Here is a 20,859-nt window from a genome sequence, read left to right on the forward strand (position 1 = left end):
AGATTTACATGAAACTGCTGCTCGTAGAAGATGATACAGATCTGGGAAAAGTACTAAAAAGACAAATGGAAGCACATGGTATCACCGTATACCTGTGTACAACCGGAAAACAATGCACCGAACTGATATATTCAGGTGTTGATATCGATATAATTGTGCTTGACTGGATGCTGCCTGATAAGTCAGGTCTTGAAATTTTAAACCAACTATATTTTGACAAAATCTCAATTCCCATCATAATGCTTACCGCCCTCGGCACACTTGAAAACAAAACAGCAGCTTTTTCACTGGGTGCTGACGACTATATCGTTAAGCCATTTGAATTTGATGAATTACTGGCACGAATAAATGCTCTTTACCGCAGATCCCACCAGATCCATTCATTTGACTATTCTTATGGTGATATCAATTATCTCATAGACAGCCGCACGATCCAATGTGACGGTCGGTCTGTCCAGCTCACAAATCGGGAATCCCAGCTATTTGAGCTGCTGCTCAGATCAGCCGGTAAACTTGTCAGCCATGACGAGATTATCGAAGCTATATGGGGGCTTAATTCCAATGTTGGAAATGGAAATATCCTGAATTATGTTTATTTTCTGAGAAACAGACTGAAAACGGTTCACAGCCGAATTACGATAAAGGGAGTATACGGAAGCGGTTATACCCTTGTATATGAAAAGGAGGAATCACCAAAATGATAGAACAGCTCAGGAAAAAACTCACTGTATTTTTATCCTCTGTCATAACTATGATCCTCGCAACCATGTCCATATTGCTGTTTTATGCTGTCGTACAGGAATATTCAAACAGCACATATGCTTCCTACTCTCAAGATACAAATCTGTTATATTCCTATCTGAACCAGACAAATATAATCGATATGAACATTCTTAATGAATACAACACCAAAAACCTTAATATCGATATACTGCGAAATGATAAAAAGGTCTTATCGACAGAGGCTTTCAAAGAAAGTAAAGCCATCCTTCAGTCCGCATCGCCTTATATGCAGTCTGAATATTGGGATGACTATTACAGTACCATAAACAAAGGAGACAGCCACCGCCGATTTTATACTGTCCGATATGACCATACGGATTACTGGAACAGCTACAGCATTATAAATATAGGGGGCACCTACTATACCATACATACGGTATACAACAATGCTCTCATCTCTGCATACAAAATAAAGATGAGTATTCTGTTTTTGATCGTAACGGTGATCGCAATTATCCTGTTGTCTATCGTGTCATATTTTTTCATGAAGAAGATTCTTATACCGGTAAATGAAGCCTATCAGAAACAGGATCTTTTTATTGCTGTGGCTTCGCATGAATTAAAAACTCCCCTTGCCATTATAAAATCCTGTCTCAACGGACTCTCCGGCAATCATCTAAGTCCGGCTGACAAAGACTATTTATCCACGGCAGACAGAGAATGTAACCGGATAACAGATATGATAAATAATCTTCTCACATTTGCAGACATAAAAAAATCCGGCCGGGAAAACTTTAAAGATACCCAGCCGGAAGATATTATTATTGAATGTTATGATCGTTTCGAGCCTGTCGCGATTCAGAAGAATCTCGACCTTATTGTTTCTCTGCCGGATGATCCGCTTCCTCTTTACTGTATGGATAAGGACAGAATACTTCAATGCATCTCCATTCTGGTTGATAATGCGATATCCTGCACAACAAACGGTCATGTCTCCCTGTCTGTATCCACGCAGAATAAACGACTGTGCTATACCGTGACAGATACGGGTCCGGGCATAAGCGATGAAGATAAACCGCACATATTTGAAACCTTCTATTCAAAGCGCAACAATCACAAAACACACTTTGGTCTGGGTCTCAGTATCGCAAAAAGCATAGCAGATCTTCATAGCGCTGAACTTACAGTATCAGACAACTCCCCTCAGGGAAGTGTATTTTCCCTAACATGGAATTACAGCTTATCTCCGTATACCGGGAAACCACCGCTCTTACCATAGCTTTCGATATGCTTGAAATGCTTCAGAAGTTCCATATCTTCTGCGCCGATCTCAAAATCAACCTGTGCATTGCTCTCCATATGTGCAGGATTTGCTGTCTTTGGTAATGAGATCGTTCCAAGCTGTAAGGTATAACGGATACAGAGCTGTGGAACAGATACATTGTATTTTACAGCCATAGCTTCGATCTCCGGTTCATGAAGGATCTCACCATGACCGATCGGTGAATATGCCTCAACCGCAATTCCATTCTTCTGGCAGTATTCTACCAGTTCCAGTGGTGTATTGCTGATATGAAGCAGGATCTGGTTGACCATAGGCTTAATCTCACAGACCTCCATCAGACTTTTCAGATCTTCGATCTGGAAATTCGACACACCTATCACACGCAGCTTTCCAGCCTTGTATGCTTCTTCGAGAGCGCGCCATGCAGCACGATTACCCTCTACATAACGATCTTCTGACTGATTTACATCTACCCATGGCTGTGGGCTGTGAATGATCATCATATCCAAATAGTCCAGTCCCATCTTGGATAAGGTTTCGTCGATTCCCTTTTTTGCTTCTTCATAGGTCTTATGTTCAGCAGCAACCTTTGAGACAACAAACAGCTTATCACGCTGGATACCGCAGGTTCTGATTCCTTCCCCTACGCCACGTTCGTTGCCATATGCCTGTGCTGTATCAATATGACGATAACCAAGCTTCACAGCCGCCTTAACTGCGTCTGCCACATCTCCATCATCTACTAACCAGGTTCCAAGACCTAACTGTGGGATTTCTACACCATTTGCCAATGTCAAAGTATTTGTATACATATAAAAACCTCCTTATTAAACTTTATGATAGACTTATTCTACAACTTAAAGTGAACTTAAGGTCAAGTGTTTTTATATGTCTTTTTTGGAAAATGTAAAACTTCATTCCCGATTGTAAGATTTAATTCCGGGCAGCCTGTTAAGTAAGCGGAACCCATCCTCTGCCAAGTTCTTTTTCTATATTTGTATCTGATGTTTTATTAATACTGCCATCCTGATTTTTAAATCCGGAATATACTCTGGAACAGAGTCAGCCTTCTGAATTATAACAGACCTGAATAATGATCCAATCCCAGCCATCATCACCGCCGCGACTGTAAGATCTTGCAGAATTAATATTTATACCTTCTTCATTCAGAAGATCCGCAAGCTCTGTACAATAATTCCAGTCGCCCTGTGATTCAACATCTCCAACAATAACACCAGCATCCGCTCCACACCACACACCGGAAAAATTTCTATTATGATATGGTGTCGGTGCATTCTTTTTATCCTTGTTACACAACATAACCCATGCACCATATCCAACTGTTCTTTTTGCCTCTGGAATATCAATATAGCCTTCGACGAAGCAACGTACTAGAATTTTTTCGATCTCAGTTGCGTTTGACATATCTGTTGTTTTTCTGCTTTTCTCAAGATACTTGATCAAAGCCGGTGCGATCGTTCCTGCCAAAACAGCCATAATCGCTATAACAATTATCAACTCAACCAATGAAAAACCTTTTGAATTTAATCTGATTCGATCTTTTCTCCCCATTATAAAATTCTCCTCTTGTTTGCTTACTGTGCAAAGTATTCCAAACACAGAGTGTGGATTCTTTTGCTTCGAACGGAGCATTTTTACTTTATAAGATGAACTTTCCTATAAAGTAAAAAACATTGCTACTACCTCTAGCAATGTAACAAAAATGCAACTGGCTGCCATTTTACAGGCCCTATAGCTTTGCGTCACACCCTTTAGAATGCTTTGCCAAATATCATATTTGCTCCATAATAATACATATTGCGATATATATCAACAAAAAAGCCATCTGGAAATGGATTTCTGAATGGCCATTTATAACTTTTATCCGCTTATAAAAACAGATACTTCTCTGCCTCCGTCAGGGAATCCAGAATGACATCCGACAGCTCCTGCATTTCTCCCGTGACCGGTGCAAGATCCGGCACCATGATCGGATGCAGTCCCGCTGCATGTGCAGAACGGATACCATTATAAGAATCCTCTATGGCGTATGCCTGCTCCGGCATCACATGGATCTGTCTGCATGCTTCCAGATAGATATCCGGTTCCGGTTTACTCCGTTTTACCATATCCCCGCAGATTACCCGATCGAAATACGGAAGGATACCTGCATCCCGAAGCTCCTGTTCGACAACTGCCTTTCTGGTAGACGATGCCAGCGCAACCTTTCTTCCATTCTTCTTTAATGTCTGCAACAGACCGGTAACTCCCGGCTTCATCGGAAGCTTTCCTCCCGCCGCCTGTTCATGGAACAGTGCCGACATCTCCGCCTTATACTCATCATAAGGAAAATCTGCTCCATACACCCCAAGCATCAGTTCTTTTGTCGCATCCTTATTCAGTCCCAGACATTTGTGACAGGTATCTTCTATGTTCTTGATCCCATATTTATCTGCAACGACCTGCCAGCACTTTATAACCAGCAGCTCCGAGTCGAATATAACCCCATCCATATCAAATATAACCGCTTCAAATCGTTTCATTGTTCTCACCAAACCTTTTCAATATTTTACTCATTCCAGTAATCTAATGTTTCCTGCTGCACAGTCTCAATCCCAAACAATTTCCACATAAAATCTTCTCTTTCATGATAAAGATTAACTATACGAATACATTCATCCTCTATACGATAAAATACATAATTATGAGAAATAAAAAGAAACCGATAATCTGTATCTACACCAAACATCTGTGAAACTGCCGGTCCCTTTTTTTCATTCGTGCCAAGATCCCTTATAGCATCTGTTATTTTCTTAACTATTTCTATTGCTTTGTCCGCCCCATAACTTTGTGTAATAGCCTTTTTTAATTCTCTCAGCTTGTCTGCTGCGTCCGGCGTATATTTTATTTTTTTCAATCACGCACCCCCAATTCTTTCTCAAGATCATCTGCATCAATCCAGCCTTCCGCATCCGCACGAGCTTCTGCACGTTTCAAATCAAGCATTACCATAGCCAAGGCCTGTTCTTTTAGTGCTTCCTTACTGTTCGTAGTCACGATAAATGGCAAACCCTCGACATTCAAGGACTGTTGAATAAATGTATTAAAAGCATCTGTCAGTGTCATACCTGTTTTTGCATAAATATCTTCAACGGCTCTCTTTATCTCAGAATTCATTCTCACCTGAAAGGTCGAATCCTTTGGTGCCATTGCAACATTTAAATTTGTGTTCATATCATACACCTCCTTTGTTTCAACATATCACAGCTTTTATCATCTGTCAATACATTGTCATTACATCATCATTGCAGATTAAGTTTTATAATACACGATGTAAATTTTCCTATAACACAACGAAAAAAACAGACAAATATGTAAATTCTACATACTTGTCTGTTTTTCATTCGATCGACGACAGATAATTACTGCGCCTTTGCTGTTTTCTTCTTCTCTACTGCTTTCTTGTTGTTCTTACCATTTGCAGCATCCTTCTTCTTACCAAATCCGGTCTTGAAGTAGTACCACAATGGGCCTGTTACACAGATAGAAGAATAAGCACCGATTACGACACCGGCCATCAGTGTAAATGCGAACTCTTTGATCGCTGCTACACCCATTACATATAATACGAAGATCGTAACAAATGTTGTTAAGGATGTATAAATATTTCTGGTGATCGTCTGGTTAATACTTAAATTAACGATCTGCTTGTAATCTTTCTTTGTTCCTGCATTTGCGATATTCTCACGGATACGATCGAATACGATGATCGTCGCATTGATCGAGTAACCGAAGATTGTCAGCATACATGCGATACAGGTATTACCAACGGATAACCGAAGCAAGATATACAGAACAAATACCATAGCTACATCGTGGCAGAGGGCTAATACCGCACTCACACCAAACTTCACATCCTTGAAACGGATTACAATGTAGATCAGCATCAGAACGGCTGCAAGTGCTACAGAAAGGAATGCATCCCTTGTCATGTCGCTGCTGGCTGAACCACTGATATTATCGGAATTTGTTACTGTCGCACCGAGCTTCTCGCTGAGTGCAGCTGTTACCTTTGTCAACTGAGAATCATCACCCTGAGTCGTAAGCTCTGTGGTCTTGAATACGATCTCATTTGTACCGGAAACAGTCTGAACAGAGATATCTGCTTCACTGATGCCTGCTGCCTCAGCGATAACAGGAACAATGTCCTTCTCTGCCTCAGATAATGAATATGCTTTGTCAAATTCTGCTGTGATTGATGTACCACCTGCAAAATCAATACTTAAATTCAATGCACTTCCCTTTGTCTTTGCAAAGATCGGCATAAAACAGAAGCCGATCACGATGACAAGAACAGAAGCGATAATACAATATTTACCACCCTTTACGAAGTTGACCTTGCCTGGCTCTTTTGCCTTGCCAAAGAACTTCACATCGTTTACACCAAGTGTAACAAGTGCATTTAACACAAGCTGTGAAACAACAAGTGCTGTGAATACGGATAATACGATACCGATTGCCAGCGTGATCGCAAATCCCTTGATTGTACCGGTTCCGAAAATACCAAGCACAAGTGCTGCGATCAGGGTTGTCACATTACCATCGATGATCGCTGATAACGCATTATGGAATCCGGCTTTTACAGACTGCTTAACAGAAGCACCTGTTGCCAGTTCTTCTTTAATACGTGTAAAGATAACGACGTTCGCATCGACCGCCATACCTACAGAAAGGATGATACCTGCAAGACCCGGAAGTGTCAATGTAACATTGAACAGGTTCATAACAAGTAAGATCATAAATGTATAAAGTGTCAATGATAATGATGCGATCAGACCCGGAATTCTGAATACGCAGATCATGATAATGAAGATACAGATAATACCAATGATACCTGCTTTGATCGTTGTTGATACTGCTTCTGAACCAAGAGTTGCTCCGACGATATTAGAACGTACCTGCTTCAGTGTCAGTGGCAATGCACCGATACGGATCGTAGTAGCAAGGCTGTCTGCCTCTTCATATGTTGAAATGCTGTTGATAACAGCATTTCCGTCTGTAATTGCCTGCTGTACAGTTGGCGCACTTACAACTTCACCATCATATACGATATAAACGATCTTTCCTACATTTGCTGTTGTTACATCTGCAAACTTCTGAGCACCTGCTGTTGTGAATGACAACTGTACTACATTGTCATCACCGCTCTCTGTAGAATCGATCTTGGCATCTGCACCCTTAATATCATCACCGGTAAGAGCGGGAGTATAATCCTTGCCCTGTGACCATAATTCATAATTCTCAGGATCTAAGAACTCTAACTTACCTTCGATACTCAGGTCTTCCAGAATTGCATCTGCATCTGTTACACCCGGAATCTCGGCAGTGATCTTACCATTTCCCTCTGAATATACGTTATGCTCTGTTGTATGGGAATCAATACGTTTCTGCAGCTTATAGATCGTATCCTGAACATCTGCATCACTGTAATCCTCATCCTGAATCTCATAGGTTACACTTAAGCCACCCTTCAGATCAAGTCCAAGGCTGATATACTTTGCTTTTCCTCTGTCGCCTACACCAAACAATGCAACGTAGATGGAACCCGCAAGCACAAGCAGGAACAGGATCAATACCCATATGGCTTTTTTTCTTGCTTTCTTCATCTTGTTTACCTTTGTCCTCCTTATTGATTTTCTTCTTCATCTGCTAATGCGGCTTTGATCATGATCGCACATTCGATACGCTTTTTCTGAAGTTCACATCCGATATCATACGCATCTAATATATTCCCATGGAATTTATATGAGTTCGCCGCACAGCCACCGCTACAATAGAATCTTGCAAAACAGTCCTTACACTTGTCCTTTGCATAGACATTGCAGAGCTTAAACTCATCAACAAGTTCCGGCTTCGTAATACCTTCATTTACATTTCCAATGCAGAACCCATCCTCACCGACAAACTGATGGCACGGATAAAGGTCGCCCCATGGTGTAACTGACAGATATTCTGTACCTGAACCACACCCCGACAGACGTTTGGCCACGCATGGTCCCCCTGTCAAATCTATCATAAAGTGGAAGAAATTGAATCCCCTTCCTTCTTTATGTCTTTTGATCATCTCTTTTGCAAGGATATCATACTGATCTAACAGATATGGGATATCCTCTTCCTTTATCGCATAAGGCTCGTCCGGCAGAGATACAACCGGCTCAATGGAGATCTGGTCAAATCCAAGATCTGCCATGTGTAATACATCCTTTGAAAAATCCAGATTGTTATGCGTATAAGTGCCTCTTACATAATAACTCTTTCCGGCACGCTTCTTTGCAAATTCCTGGAACTTTGGAAGTAACAGATCATAGCTTCCCTTTCCATTTCTGGTCGGACGCATGTAATCATGAATCTCTTTTCTTCCGTCGATGGATAATACGACATTTGCCATCTCTTTATTGGCAAATTCCATTACCTCATCATTTAACAACACACCGTTTGTTGTCAGTGTGAAACGGAATTTCTTATTATGCTTCTCCTCCAGGCTTCTTCCATATCGAACGGTCTCTTTTACGACATCCCAGTTCATAAGTGGCTCACCGCCGAAGAAATCGACCTCAAGATTTACACGGTTACCGGAATTGGCAACGAGGAAATCCAGAGATTTCTTTGCTATGTCAAGTGGCATCAGACCTCTGTCACCCTTGTACTCACCTTCTCCTGCAAAACAATATCTGCATGCAAGATTACAGTCATGTGCAATATTAATACACAGAGCCTTTACCACTGTTTTTCTCTTTTTAAAATCAATGATATAATCTTTGAATATGTCTTCTGTAAATAGTGTTCCGTCTTCTACCAGGCCGGTTACCTCGTCATAGGCTTCCGATACTTCATCCTTATCATAGGATGGCAGTAATTCCATTACCTGTTCTTTTGTATGATTTTCGTAATTTGCAATAATATCATACACAAGGTCATCCACTACGTGAACAGACCCACTACATACATCGAGTACGATATTATATCCATTACTTTTGTACTGATGTACCATACAAATTCTCCCATCTTGTGAATTAATTTTTCTGACACGCAACGAAAGAGGACTGCCATTTGTTTGACGGTCCCCTTTGTGGTTGTCTGTCTACAATGATCTCTTACTTGTTCTCAGCATTCTCACAGCTCTGATTTCCGACTGTGCATGATGTCTTACAAGCTGACTGACATGATGTCTGGCATTCGCCGCATCCGCCCTTAACCATTGTGTTCTTCATTGTTCTGTTTGTGAGTGTCTTTATTCTCTTCATAGGTACACTTCTCCTTTTTATGTCATATAGCGAAATTATAACACAACATGCTTTAAAGTCAAAGTATTTTTACGAAAAACTTGTCTCTAACCTAGCATCCCGCCAAGCATTCCGGCCGCCAGACACAGGATCACATTCGTCAATGTCCCTCCGGCAGAGATATGGATCGTACCATTCATAATGAAAGCTACAATACCGATCACCAAAACATAACACACTCCAAGCATTAATCCCCAAATATATTTTTGCTCCTTTACCATCTTGCCGGTAAGAAAACCACCAAGGAATACAGAGATGCCATGAATGATGATAATACTCAGATGAATCACCGTATCACCCAGTCCCAGCTTGTACATGAGGAATGCCGTTATAAGCAGCAGGATTGCCGTTATTATGTAAGATACCGCAAGTGCCTTTAAAAGGCTGAAAATTTTCTGTCCTGTAATCATAGAAAAACCTCCTGACACTACTATATGCCGGAAGGTTTTCTTTCATTCCAGAGATCATTCTCTATTCTGCTATATCAATCATTTTCAGATGTCATTTTCGAAGTCAAACTGCTTCATCAGTCTTCAAATAATTCCGTCAGCTCAAATATATCGTTGCTGATACGGTCTGCTTTCTTCTTCGTTTCTTCATCCGGTTGGATCAGATCGATCACCATAAGGGTATACAGCCCTGCATCGTGGGAGGCTGTCACACCATTAATGGAATCCTCTACTCCAACTGTCTCCTCCGGCTTCGTACCAAGCTTCTCACAGGCTTTCAGATAGATGTCCGGGTATGGTTTTCCTCGCTCGATCTCATCCCCACAGATCACATCATCAAAATACGGAAGCAGTCCGCTTCGAACCAGTTTATCCTCTGCCCGTTCCCGATCCGTCGAGGTTGCAACCGCCATCTTGATCCCTCTTGCCTTTAATGTCTTTAGTGTCTCGATCACGCCATGTTTTAATTCAACGCCATGCTCATTCAGATATGCTTCGACCATATCCACTGTGCGTTGTCTGAATGCAAGATAGTCAAAATCTTCACCCATCTTTTCTTTCATCACATGTGCATTTGTCTTCTTGGTTCCACCTGCCATCCGGTCACAGATCTTCGACATCTCATTCTCCGGGATACCGATGGATAATCCATTCTTCAACCAGCACATTCTGTATACCTTCTCGGAATCGATGAGGACTCCATCCATATCAAATGCTACCGCTCTTAATGCCATTTATGTCACCTCATTGAAAGACCACGCCTGTTCGGGCGTGGTCCCTTTCTTTCTATAGTCATGTTTTATTTACTGCTGTGGCTGTTTCTTCTTTTTTTCATGATCAGAAGAAGGATCACTGCCACAACTGCAAGAATTGCAAGAATAATGATAACAATCAGGATCGGCGATGTCTTTTCCTTTAACTGGAAGGAGAATACCTCATCTGTTGCACTGTCATAGGTCGATGTAACATTTCCCGCTGTATCTCTTGCAGATACCCGAACCTCATAATTACCGTAGTTCTCAACCTGGAACTCATACGAATTCGTATCCTCATACAGTGCCGGATCAATAGTATCTCCGTTAATCACGATCTCTGTCAGCATATCATCTGCATCTTCCAGGCCGATCTTCATGGTAAACGGATTTCTTACAACACTCTTATCATCAACGCCTGTGATAATGATACGAGGTGCTGTTCCATCATAGGTAAAGTCAAATGTTTCAGTTGTCACATGACCAACCTCATCGGTAACGGAAATCGTCATTGTATGATATCCATCTGTCAGATCTGAGAAATCTACAAAATCAATACCATCCAGCTTTACACTTGCCTTAAATACAGAAGTATCATTAACTGACCAGAGTGCATCATATCCCTTTTCCTTGATATCCGCAAAATCCTGACTGTTCAGAAGAAGTTCTCCATCTTCTGATCTTCTCTCAGTAAATTCAGCCATCTTTGCAGTCTTGTCAATTGTTGGCGGTGTATTATCTACCGTAAATACCATGTTGTAATCATCTGCCTTGTTTCCAAGTGCATCTTCTGCTGTAACTGCAATGGTATATACACCATCCTCATCAAATCTCTGGCTTCCACGGCTGACTGCCGCATTACTGCCAAAGTTTGTAAAGTAAGAGGAAGATACGTCCTCGCCATCCTTCTGTACAGATATATTTACCTTATTCGAAGCAAAGAAGGACTCTGTTACTTCTATGTTCATATCTACATAATCTGTGTTGTTTACAGAGCTTCCACCAACTGTCTCATACTCATTTACGACACTGTTCTTGCTGTTCACTGCTGATACCTTAAGCTCTGGTGCTGTCTTATCTACCTTGAATGTCTTAGTAACAGCCGTTGCAACATTACCTGTCATGTCCTTTGCATTAAAAGTGATTGTATATTCACCATCTTCATCAAAGGTATAGGTCGCAGTATGCGGATTACCGGATGAAAAATTACCGGTATTTAAGGTTGCAACTGTTGATGCTCCTGTTCCATCCGTCTTTTTGGTGATCGTTGCCGTAATGTCAGCACTGTTCATTGCTTCTCCATCATAAGAGAATGCAAATGCTTCATTTACTGTCAATGTCGCCGTACAGGATGTATTCTGTGAATCTGCAACACCTGTTATCGATAATACAGGTGCTGTTTTATCAATCCGGAAGGATACATTTTCTGCAATCTGTTCATTACCAGCCTTATCATCCGCAGAAACAGTGATCTCATAATCACCCTCATCTGAGAATACAATCTCCGGATTTACGGAAGTGTTATTCCATTCTACCGTTCTGTAATCTCCATCATATGCAACTGCACCGGAAGCATCCTTCCGTTTTACATGTACGGTATAGGACTTTCCTTTATAATTATCTGCAAGGTTCACATTAAGTGCTACATTTCCATTATTCAGCTTATTCACAGTTGCAATTCCGATCGTAGGCTTTGTCTTATCAATTACAAATGCAGCCTCATCCTCTGTTACATTTCCAAATGCATCCGTAACTGTAACCTTCAAATTATAAATTCCCTGTGCATTCCGTTTCACTGTATAGGTTCCGCTCGTTCCCTTCATTGTGAAAGTGTCATCTGCATCACCATTTGTATCTTTATTCTTATCGGAAACCACGATCTTGTGTGTTTCGGCAAACTGTTCTTCTACTGCTATGTCAAATGCGATATCTTTATTGTAATAACCGTCATTTGTCTGCTCCAGCCGTGGTGTGATCGTTACCTTCGGCTTTGTTGCATCTACCTTGAAGCGGGAACCTGCTACGTCGTATGAAACCTTATTGCCTGCCTTATCCGTTCCTGTTACCTTGAAGTAATAGGAGCAGGCTTTTCCCTTCTTCTGACCGCAATATGCAGAAGCCTCCAGTGTCTTGCCATCCACCTTCTTGATCGCCAGCTTCTTCTGTGTATATTTGCTTTCATCAAAGCATTTGTAATACTCTGTGATCTGGAAATCCTTCAACAGCAGCTTCTGATTATCTGTAACTGTGATCTTCACATTTGTACCCTGTGTCAGACCATTCTCCGGTACACCTTCAATTGTCGCTACCGGGCTTTCCTTATCGATCACAAACTTAATATCTCTTACATAGTTTACATTTCCAAATGCATCCACTGCCTTGATCGTCAGGTTATATACACCAGGTGTTTTTCTCTTTACTGTGTAAGTTCCGGTTGTCTCATTCAGAATGTATGTCTCATCTTCGTCTCCATTCACGTCCTTGTTCTTATCACTTACTGTGATCTTCGTTTTTAATGGAAACTGCTCTGTTACTGTGAACTTGAAGCTTACATTCTTGTTGTAGTAACCATCATTCTCAGAATCCGGATAGCGATCCAGCACGATATCCGGAAGTGTGGAATCGACCTTGAATCTGGAATCATTGATTTCATATTCCACATCATTGCCGGCTCTGTCTTTACCGGTTACCTTAAATACATAAGAACATGCCTTGCCGCTCTTCTGTCCGCAGTATGCAGATGCCTCTAATTCCTTTGCACCTACCTGCTTGATCTTGAGTTCCTTCTCAATGTATTCTGTACCATCAAAATATTTATAACACTCAACGACTTTAAAGCTTTCCGGATCCAGTCTCTCATTATCTGTGATCACGACACGGATCGTTGTACCGGTTGACTTCTTGTCATCCGGAACACCTTCAATCTCGACCAGAGGCTTCTCTGTATCGATCGTGAACCGGATATCGGATACTGTTGCTGCATTTCCGGATGCATCTACTGCTACAACCATCCATTTATACCGATCAGCCTTTGATACAGTGAAACCAAATGTTTTCTGCTTTACATCTTTATAAGAAAATGCCTTATATGCTTTTGCAGCATAATCGGCTTCTGATTTACAGTTCTTATAGTCGTCTGTATTTAACACATATACATTTGCGCCAAGTTCAAACTGCTCTGCCACTGTAATATTAAATCTGACCTTGTCATTATAATACTTTGTTCCGGTACCTGCGATTGCCGGTTCTACCGTTACTTCCGGTTTATATGGATCATAATAGAAGGTCTTGCTTCTCTTTTCTGAGCTGTTGCCGGATCTGTCAGTTGCACTTACCGCAATGTAATATTTCATTGGCTTTCCATCAATAACCTTACAGTTTTTGATCGTAGCTGTAACTGTCTGATCCGAGCTGTTCTTTGCTGTGATGATCTCTTCACCCTTTACTCCGGTACCTGTCGTTGCATCATAGTCGTAAGTTTCATACACTACCTTCACAACCACATCGGAAGCTGCAATGCCATAATCATCTGCTGCCTTAACTGTGATCGTCTGTGTACCATCATTTTTATAAACACCACTTACCGGAATACCGGAGAAGCTGATATCTGCCAGTTCATTGTCGATAACAAAGGTACACTTTGCAGTCTTTGTGTTGCCAACCTCATCATATGCTGTTACTGTAACTTCATATACACCGGCTTTTTTGTAAATAAAGGATGCATTCATGGTCTGACCGATTGCTTCGGTCTCCAGATTCATCTTCTGCTCCTGATCTGCAACAGCCTTGCCGTCACAGGTTGCTGATGCAGTAATCCTGCTGATCAGAAAATTATCAGATGCAGACGCCTTTACTGTTACATCTGAACCATTCCAGTACTGCGTAAGCTTCAGACTGTTTGTGGATTCTTTATCTGCAATATCAACCGCTGGCTTTTCAGTATCAACCGCAAACCGGTATGCAACCCCATTTTCATTGGATTTTGTTGCAATATTTCCTGATTTATCACTGATATAGAATATGATCGTATAAATCTTATTCTCTTCAATTCCATTTGTTAATACAAGTGTTTTATCAAATGTTTTATCCCCATTCGCAGCTATATTTCCTGTAAGAATGGTATTTCCCACCTGATCTGTGACCTTGTAATCACCCAGTGAAAACGCATCCTCAGCCGTTATATGAATGGAAGGATCTTTACTGAAATAATAAATACCATCTGCTGATGCCTTTGCTCCGGCAAATTCCATTGCTGCTATTGATGGAGCTGTCTTGTCATATAACACCTGAATGGATGCATCCGTTGTGTTTGCATCTTCATTCGCAGCCACATAATGATGCTTTGATGTAAAGTGGAATGCATACACACCCTCTGTCGTCAGATCATAGGTCAGTGTAACGGTTTTCAGATTTCCATTTGCTGATATATCTGTTCTGGACGGTGCTACTTCAATACCGGCAGCAGACGCTGCGGAATCCGGAGCCTTTCTTGTTACCGTCTTTACAATATCATCGGCATCCAGATCCAGACCTGTTACTTTATATGTAACCGTTGTTGCACTTCCATTATGTCCGGCATATACCAGTGCCTGATCCTTTGCATCTATTGTTTTCCCCTCGGAGGAAACTGTCAAAGAATCCTGTAATGTTTCTTTATTCACATAAACGGTTACCGTTTTCTTTGTTGTATTTCCGGCACAGTCATATGCGTCAAGTGTTACTTTATACACACCAACATCCGGCAGTGACAGTTCATCTCCGGTCAATGTAACTTCCTCACCATTTACATAGACCTTTGTTTTAGCCGTATCGATCTGACTGTCAGCATCAGAAATCCGGAATATCAAAGTCTCTCCTGTCTTGGCTGTTACAGTATATTCTGCCTGATCCTGCAGTGATACACCACCATTTGCCTGACTCAGGATAAGCGCCTGTGGAGCTTTTGTATCCAGATTAAATGTGATCTCTTTGGTACCGGTCTGACCAAGACGGTTTACTGCCTCATATAAGACTGTATGTTTTCCTGATTTATCTACCAGAGCGGAAATCGGAATATTATCATATGTATAAGAATACTGATTTGCATCTGCTGATATACCTGTTATGGTTTCAAGGATCCTACCATCAAGGCTGATCCTTGCCGTATCGATCGGTGCATAATCCTCAACTGCCGCTACTCCTGTCAGTTCTGCACCACTGAACCATGTATCTGCATCATATGTATAATTCTGGATCGAAATCGTTGCACTATCGTTTCCCTTTATGCCACGGAAAGAGCCCTTTGTAATTTCTGGTGCTTTTTCATCGATATATACAAATGATCCATTTTCATCAAATTTGTAAGTACCGATAGATTCATATATATGATCTGTGACTCTGAAGATTACTTTATAATCCGCACCTGCTACAGACGATTTCGGAATCAATACCGTTTTACTGCAGATACCGGTATCTTCATCTTTATTCATACATACCGACTGCCAGTTATTCATGGTCGTTCCATTCACAAAACAATATTCCAGATCCAGATCTGCAAAATTACTGTCGCCTATATCCTCAAGCGCCGATACCGTTACACGAATACCATCACCCTTTTTATTCAGGAACTCACCAAGTATCCCTTCCGTAATCTTTAATTCAGAATCTTCATCTACCGTTACATCCTGAATCCGGATATCTGAAGTATACCGGATCGTCACCGGAATAAATACCTTTTTTCCTTCCCTGCTATATGCTGTAAATACATATGATCCGGATTCCGGAACCTTTACATCAAAGGCTCCACCATCTTTACCGATTGGTATTTCTTTCTCATTTCCACCATTTAATGTATATGTAAGTTTAACAATATCCGCCGGATCTTCCGGTGTCTGTTTTATATATCCGTCAACCTGTTCCGTTCCATCTGACACATACCCCTTTACAGACACAACATCCCCTTTTTCAGCATAATAAAAACTATCTCCATTTTTATCATTTATCTGTGGAATGCTTTTATTTCCCGCCTCTGCTGAAATATGCATAGTTGGTCCAGCAACAGATAGATTATCCCCATTTTCAGCATTTTCTCCATATACACGTATTATCCCCGCAAATTCATAGGTATCCTTCTCATCTGCTGCTTTATAGACTGCATACTGATATTCATCCTCTGAATCTGTGATCCGGATCTCCTCGATCTCCGAAGCCTGCTTTGTGGTCTTCTTATCAGATGCATCACAGGATGTTGCTATAATCTGCTTCTTATCAGATGCATCCAGTTCCTGCATCAGGTAGTCACCCTTAAATGTGACAGCAGTCTCTTCCGGAACAGAAATCTCAACCTCTTCTACACTGCCTGTCTTTACGCTTCCATCTTTATTTTTCTTATATGTAACTTTTTGGGGAATATACGTTTCAAGATTGATCACTTCTTTTGTATATTCATCTTCTGCTTTCATTCCGATTCTGTTATCAATTACCACCAGTGATAACAGCATAACCGCCGTCATGACCAAAGCCACAAAACGATGTAAATATTTGTTTTTCTTCATTTTGGTCACTCCCTTCTATATCGATTCATCCGTATGAACTACAACAACATCAACTAACAGTGGGAATTTCTCAGCTTCTTCACCCTGTATATCGGTCTCACTACTGTCAGAAGCTTCTGTATCCATAGTGAGAACATCTGTTGCATCATCATCGGTACTTAATACGTCTGTTGCATCACTGTCTGTACTTAAGACATCCGTTGCCGCATCTGCTTCGTCCTCTGATGTCAGAATATCAGTCTCACGCTCATATTCATCATCCGCCCGAAGAACATCGGTCTCTTTTTCATAATCCTCCTCTGATCTCAGGACATCAGTTTCTTTCTCATAATCCTCTTCCGGTCTCAGGATGTCGGTTTCTTTTTCGTAATCCTCTTCCGGCCTCAGGATGTCGGTTTCTTTTTCGTAATCCTCTTCCGGTCTCAGGATATCGGTTGCTTTCTCAGAATCTGCTTCTTCCGGTCTGGTATGATGATGGCTTCTGCTCTTATTCAACTCATCCACAGCCTTCTTATATCTCTCATTTCCTTTCCTGGAAACTTCTTCGGATGCTGACTTGCCCTTGATATCACGCACCTCGATCTTACTGGTACTGCCCTTTGATTTGATCGCATCTTTTTTGGAAGCACCGCTTCCCTGTAAGCTTTCATAACCCTTTTCGCGGATCTCTTTGATCTGTTTTCTGGCTGTGCTTCCGGAAAGATCTCCGATCACCTTCGGGATATCCAGTTTTACAAATAATATAACTGCTATCACTGCAAAGACAACTGCAAGAGCTATACCGCCGAATAACATTACATTACATATCGTTTCATTCATTGTTATCACTCCTCACTCCCTGTCACTGCAGTATTTCCATTTATAATATCAGAAATTGCAGAGTTTACGATCAACGAGTTCCATTCATTATTACCACGGGAGGCAAGAATATTGATCTTACTGCCCACATCGTATACCGCTTTGATCTTCTGGATGCCATCCTGCTTCCAGCGTTTCGGATTGGATCCGTATTCTCCGGAATACCGGTCATACAGATATGTCAGATGACTGACATAAATATCGGCTGCATTATCAACCGTTCCCATACTGCTCTCTGCGGAACTGTATACCTTTTCAGCCTGATCATAATAATCCTTATTGTCGCTGATCTTTTCAAGCGCTATGTAAGTTTCCGCTTCTTCCTTCATATATTTTACATATGATTTCTTTGTTGTATCCGGAAGATTTGGATCCGTGATATCGATACTTGCCAGATAACGGTTAAGTGAGTCGATTGCACTCAGATAATAGGTTTCCTTCTCTGCATCTACATTCGTATTCTTTGCCTGATAGGAATATACGGAATACAGGATTCTCGCATACTGTGCCGTGTAATATTTTACATTACGATCCTCCGGAAGTGCATTGGAAAGTGCTGTACTGTTTTCATCCAGCTTTTCGTTTGCCTCCGTCAGCAATGCAATCGTTCTCTGCGGCATATCTGCCGTATCACTTCCCAGATTATCAACATAGATAGAAGCGATATTCAGATAATTTACATATTTGCTTGGATTTGTATCTTCCAGTTCCTCACTGTTATAAGTTTCAAAATTAACCAGATTCTCTTTACTGTTTGCAAAATTGGAATTCTTCTTGATCTTATTCTCGCAAATTGCCGAATAGTATGCAGCCTGTGCTGTCTCATCCGGGAAGTTTGCCGAATCATTTACCTGATTAAAATACTGCATTGCGGCTTTGTAATCCTGGATTTCGTTGTAATAAATGATCGCAACCTCATAGACAACATCTGCATTTACCTTGTCAATATACTTGGTGACGTAACGTACACCTAATTTTGCTCCACTGTCCACGTTCTCGGACACAGTGTCAGTGTTCTGATCCATATCATAATAATATGCATACGTATCAAGAAGTCCCAGATAGGCATCTGAGGATGATTCATCCAGAGCAATTGCTTCTTTATAGATCTTGATTGCTCCATTTATATCATTATCCTGCAGCGCATCTTCTGCCTCCAGTATCTTGTTGCTGTAGTTCTTCTCCTTGATCTCATTCTTCTTTACCCCGCCAAAAATGGCACAGCCAACAGACAGAAGGGATAATCCTGCCATCACGCCAAATGTGACCAGCTTTTTCTTTGCCTTTGCTCTGTACTCATTGTCCAACTCATTGTAATGATCCAACGCATACAGAAGTTCTGAACAGGACTGATATCTGTCATTTGGATTTGACTGGCAGCACTTGATAATGATCTGCTCCAGACCAGATGAAAGCATTGGATTCCACTGACGGATCGGTTTAATCTCATATGGTGGCTCACATGGATTCTTTCCGGTTACCAGATGATACAGCGTCGCACCCAGATTATAAATATCCGTTCTGGCATCAGTATTATAGATACCACGTCCCTGCGCATCACCGAACTGCTCCGGTGCTGCATATCCTCTGGTACCCAGTGCTGTAGTATCTGCGTTATTTTCAATTATGTACTCTTTTGCTGTTCCAAAATCGATCAGCTTTACTGAACCATCCGGCTTTAACATAACATTGGATGGTTTCATATCTCTGTATATGATCGGTGGATTCATGGAGTGCAGATAATCAAGTGCACTGGCAAGCGCACGACCCCACTCAATTACATCGGACTGCTTCTGTGCACCCTCTGCCTTCAAAACTTCATTTAACGGCTTACCTTCTACGAAATCCATGATTACATAAATCGTTCCATTCTCATTTATGATATCAACGATTCGAGGCAATACCGGATGATCCACATTTTTCAGGATATTTGCTTCGCGCTCCAAGCCTTTTAAAAGTGTTTCTACACTCTTGGAACCATCATTCTTTATCTCTTTTACAGCCCACTGTTTATTCAGACGGTTATCCATCGCCAGATAAACAATTGACATTCCACCCTGACCAACTTTTTTCAGTATTTCATATTTTCCATCTAATACTGTTCCTAATTCTGTCATCTTATCTCCCCACTACTCAGCCTTGACCAGCAATACTGTTATATTGTCTGTTTCCTTCCTGTACTTTACAAGATCTGTTAAAAAAATACAGCCCTCTTTCATCTTATCTTCATCTGGTGCTGCCAGCGGACTGAGTTTCGCCATAATCTCATCTTCGCTTATCTTATGTCTGAATCCATCTGAACATAACAAATACGATGCATTTTGTGTAATATAACCTCTGATGAAATCAGGTTCCACTACCGGTGATGCGCCTACACACTGTAACAGTATGCTTCGTCTGCTATCTGTTTCTGCCTGCTCCGGGGTCAGTCTTCCTGCTGCGATCTCCCTTGCAACCAATGTCTGATCCTGTGTAAGCTGCTCCATTTTATCTGTCAACTCATATACCCGGCTGTCACCCACATGTATAATATAATATCTGTCCTCATACATAAGAATGGCTGACAACGTGGTTCCGATCATAATTCCCCGGCTGTCACCATATGCTTTCAGCTTTTCATTCTCTGTTACAGCTATGCGATCCCACTGCTCCTTCAAGATCGCTGTATTAAATGTTCCTGTTCTGACCAGTTTTACAAAATCATGTTCAAACCAGTCACAATATGCATTTATGACCTCTTTGCTTGCAAGCTCTCCTTTTGCCAGTCCGCCCATGCCATCACAGATAATCGCAAAGGCTGCCTGTCCATTCGGAGTCTCTGCAATCTTGATCGCAAGAGAGTCCTGATTATTTTTCTTTTTTATACCCACATCTGTGTGATATGCCGCTCTATATTTCATACGCTTCTCCTGATTA

16 protein-coding genes and 1 riboswitch are annotated in these 20,859 nt (G+C 41.3%); of the genes, 2 read left to right on the forward strand and 14 right to left on the reverse strand.

Going from position 1 to position 20,859, the window contains the following annotated elements; all coding sequences use genetic code 11:
* Positions 1 to 8: 8 nt before the first annotated feature.
* Both OCV60_RS00805 and OCV60_RS00810 read left to right on the forward strand, forming a co-directional pair.
* Positions 9 to 701: a response regulator transcription factor gene (locus OCV60_RS00805; protein WP_021944572.1), complete on the forward strand. Its 693-nt coding sequence runs from the start codon at positions 9 to 11 to the stop codon at positions 699 to 701.
* A complete protein-coding gene (locus OCV60_RS00810; protein WP_021944571.1) occupies positions 698 to 2,002 on the forward strand; it encodes a sensor histidine kinase in 1,305 nt (434 codons plus the stop codon). The genes OCV60_RS00805 and OCV60_RS00810 overlap by 4 nt, the downstream gene beginning before the upstream one ends.
* On the opposite strand, the gene OCV60_RS00815 is transcribed toward OCV60_RS00810, so the two are convergent.
* From OCV60_RS00815 to OCV60_RS00880, 14 genes are all read right to left on the reverse strand, one after another.
* Positions 1,957 to 2,820: an aldo/keto reductase gene (locus OCV60_RS00815; protein WP_021944570.1), complete on the reverse strand. Its 864-nt coding sequence runs from the start codon at positions 2,818 to 2,820 to the stop codon at positions 1,957 to 1,959. The two genes, OCV60_RS00810 and OCV60_RS00815, sit on opposite strands and share 46 nt — an antisense overlap.
* 250 nt (positions 2,821 to 3,070) lie before the next feature.
* On the reverse strand, positions 3,071 to 3,580 hold the full coding sequence (locus OCV60_RS00820) for a type II secretion system protein (protein ID WP_173789233.1): 510 nt from the start codon (positions 3,578 to 3,580) through the stop codon (positions 3,071 to 3,073).
* A gap of 149 nt (positions 3,581 to 3,729) precedes the next feature.
* A riboswitch (cyclic di-GMP riboswitch) is annotated at positions 3,730 to 3,805 on the reverse strand.
* A 92-nt stretch (positions 3,806 to 3,897) separates the two neighbouring features.
* Complete coding sequence (locus OCV60_RS00825; protein WP_173789232.1) at positions 3,898 to 4,551, reverse strand: HAD family hydrolase; 654 nt, start codon at positions 4,549 to 4,551, stop codon at positions 3,898 to 3,900.
* Between the two features lie 26 nt (positions 4,552 to 4,577).
* Positions 4,578 to 4,925, reverse strand: coding sequence for a type II toxin-antitoxin system RelE/ParE family toxin (locus OCV60_RS00830; protein WP_021944568.1), 348 nt, complete (start codon positions 4,923 to 4,925; stop codon positions 4,578 to 4,580).
* Positions 4,922 to 5,242 carry a type II toxin-antitoxin system RelB/DinJ family antitoxin gene (locus tag OCV60_RS00835; protein ID WP_008401631.1) on the reverse strand — a complete coding sequence of 107 codons (321 nt, stop codon included), beginning with the start codon at positions 5,240 to 5,242 and terminating at the stop codon, positions 4,922 to 4,924. Before OCV60_RS00835 ends, OCV60_RS00830 begins: the two co-directional genes overlap by 4 nt.
* A 188-nt stretch (positions 5,243 to 5,430) precedes the next feature.
* Complete coding sequence (locus OCV60_RS00840) at positions 5,431 to 7,674, reverse strand: protein translocase subunit SecDF (RefSeq protein WP_021944567.1); 2,244 nt, start codon at positions 7,672 to 7,674, stop codon at positions 5,431 to 5,433.
* A gap of 20 nt (positions 7,675 to 7,694) precedes the next feature.
* Positions 7,695 to 9,059, reverse strand: coding sequence for a thioether cross-link-forming SCIFF peptide maturase (scfB, locus tag OCV60_RS00845; RefSeq protein WP_008401633.1), 1,365 nt, complete (start codon positions 9,057 to 9,059; stop codon positions 7,695 to 7,697).
* Positions 9,060 to 9,162: 103 nt separating this feature from the next.
* Positions 9,163 to 9,312, reverse strand: coding sequence for a six-cysteine ranthipeptide SCIFF (scfA, locus tag OCV60_RS00850; RefSeq protein ID WP_008401634.1), 150 nt, complete (start codon positions 9,310 to 9,312; stop codon positions 9,163 to 9,165).
* Between the two features lie 86 nt (positions 9,313 to 9,398).
* Positions 9,399 to 9,761, reverse strand: coding sequence for a TIGR04086 family membrane protein (locus OCV60_RS00855; protein WP_021944566.1), 363 nt, complete (start codon positions 9,759 to 9,761; stop codon positions 9,399 to 9,401).
* Between the two features lie 116 nt (positions 9,762 to 9,877).
* Entirely contained in the window at positions 9,878 to 10,534 is a 657-nt protein-coding gene (locus OCV60_RS00860) for an HAD family hydrolase (protein ID WP_021944565.1), read from the reverse strand.
* A gap of 65 nt (positions 10,535 to 10,599) precedes the next feature.
* Positions 10,600 to 17,085, reverse strand: a complete 6,486-nt coding sequence (locus tag OCV60_RS00865; protein WP_262529041.1) for an Ig-like domain-containing protein — start codon at positions 17,083 to 17,085, stop codon at positions 10,600 to 10,602.
* Positions 17,086 to 17,100: 15 nt separating this feature from the next.
* Positions 17,101 to 17,904, reverse strand: a complete 804-nt coding sequence (locus tag OCV60_RS00870; protein WP_117784639.1) for a hypothetical protein — start codon at positions 17,902 to 17,904, stop codon at positions 17,101 to 17,103.
* 5 nt (positions 17,905 to 17,909) lie between these two features.
* A complete protein-coding gene (locus OCV60_RS00875) occupies positions 17,910 to 20,060 on the reverse strand; it encodes a protein kinase domain-containing protein (RefSeq protein ID WP_262529042.1) in 2,151 nt (716 codons plus the stop codon).
* Positions 20,061 to 20,072: 12 nt separating this feature from the next.
* Positions 20,073 to 20,843 carry a PP2C family protein-serine/threonine phosphatase gene (locus OCV60_RS00880; protein WP_262529044.1) on the reverse strand — a complete coding sequence of 257 codons (771 nt, stop codon included), beginning with the start codon at positions 20,841 to 20,843 and terminating at the stop codon, positions 20,073 to 20,075.
* Positions 20,844 to 20,859 lie beyond the last annotated feature (16 nt).

Source organism: Coprococcus ammoniilyticus (genome assembly GCF_025567345.1).
Lineage (GTDB): Bacteria > Bacillota > Clostridia > Lachnospirales > Lachnospiraceae > Coprococcus > Coprococcus ammoniilyticus.

Bases quoted from the DNA above. Each gene is read 5' to 3' on its own strand.
- OCV60_RS00820 (WP_173789233.1), bottom strand. From the start codon at position 3,580: ATGGGGAGAAAAGATCGAATCAGATTAAATTCAAAAGGTTTTTCATTG.
- OCV60_RS00870 (WP_117784639.1), bottom strand. From the start codon at position 17,904: ATGAATGAAACGATATGTAATGTAATGTTATTCGGCGGTATAGCTCTT.
- scfA (WP_008401634.1), bottom strand. From the start codon at position 9,312: ATGAAGAGAATAAAGACACTCACAAACAGAACAATGAAGAACACAATG.
- OCV60_RS00815 (WP_021944570.1), bottom strand. From the start codon at position 2,820: ATGTATACAAATACTTTGACATTGGCAAATGGTGTAGAAATCCCACAG.
- OCV60_RS00810 (WP_021944571.1), top strand. From the start codon at position 698: ATGATAGAACAGCTCAGGAAAAAACTCACTGTATTTTTATCCTCTGTC.
- OCV60_RS00865 (WP_262529041.1), bottom strand. From the start codon at position 17,085: ATGAAGAAAAACAAATATTTACATCGTTTTGTGGCTTTGGTCATGACG.
- OCV60_RS00835 (WP_008401631.1), bottom strand. From the start codon at position 5,242: ATGAACACAAATTTAAATGTTGCAATGGCACCAAAGGATTCGACCTTT.
- OCV60_RS00875 (WP_262529042.1), bottom strand. From the start codon at position 20,060: ATGACAGAATTAGGAACAGTATTAGATGGAAAATATGAAATACTGAAA.
- OCV60_RS00880 (WP_262529044.1), bottom strand. From the start codon at position 20,843: ATGAAATATAGAGCGGCATATCACACAGATGTGGGTATAAAAAAGAAA.
- OCV60_RS00825 (WP_173789232.1), bottom strand. From the start codon at position 4,551: ATGAAACGATTTGAAGCGGTTATATTTGATATGGATGGGGTTATATTC.
- OCV60_RS00840 (WP_021944567.1), bottom strand. From the start codon at position 7,674: ATGAAGAAAGCAAGAAAAAAAGCCATATGGGTATTGATCCTGTTCCTG.
- scfB (WP_008401633.1), bottom strand. From the start codon at position 9,059: ATGGTACATCAGTACAAAAGTAATGGATATAATATCGTACTCGATGTA.
- OCV60_RS00855 (WP_021944566.1), bottom strand. From the start codon at position 9,761: ATGATTACAGGACAGAAAATTTTCAGCCTTTTAAAGGCACTTGCGGTA.
- OCV60_RS00805 (WP_021944572.1), top strand. From the start codon at position 9: ATGAAACTGCTGCTCGTAGAAGATGATACAGATCTGGGAAAAGTACTA.
- OCV60_RS00860 (WP_021944565.1), bottom strand. From the start codon at position 10,534: ATGGCATTAAGAGCGGTAGCATTTGATATGGATGGAGTCCTCATCGAT.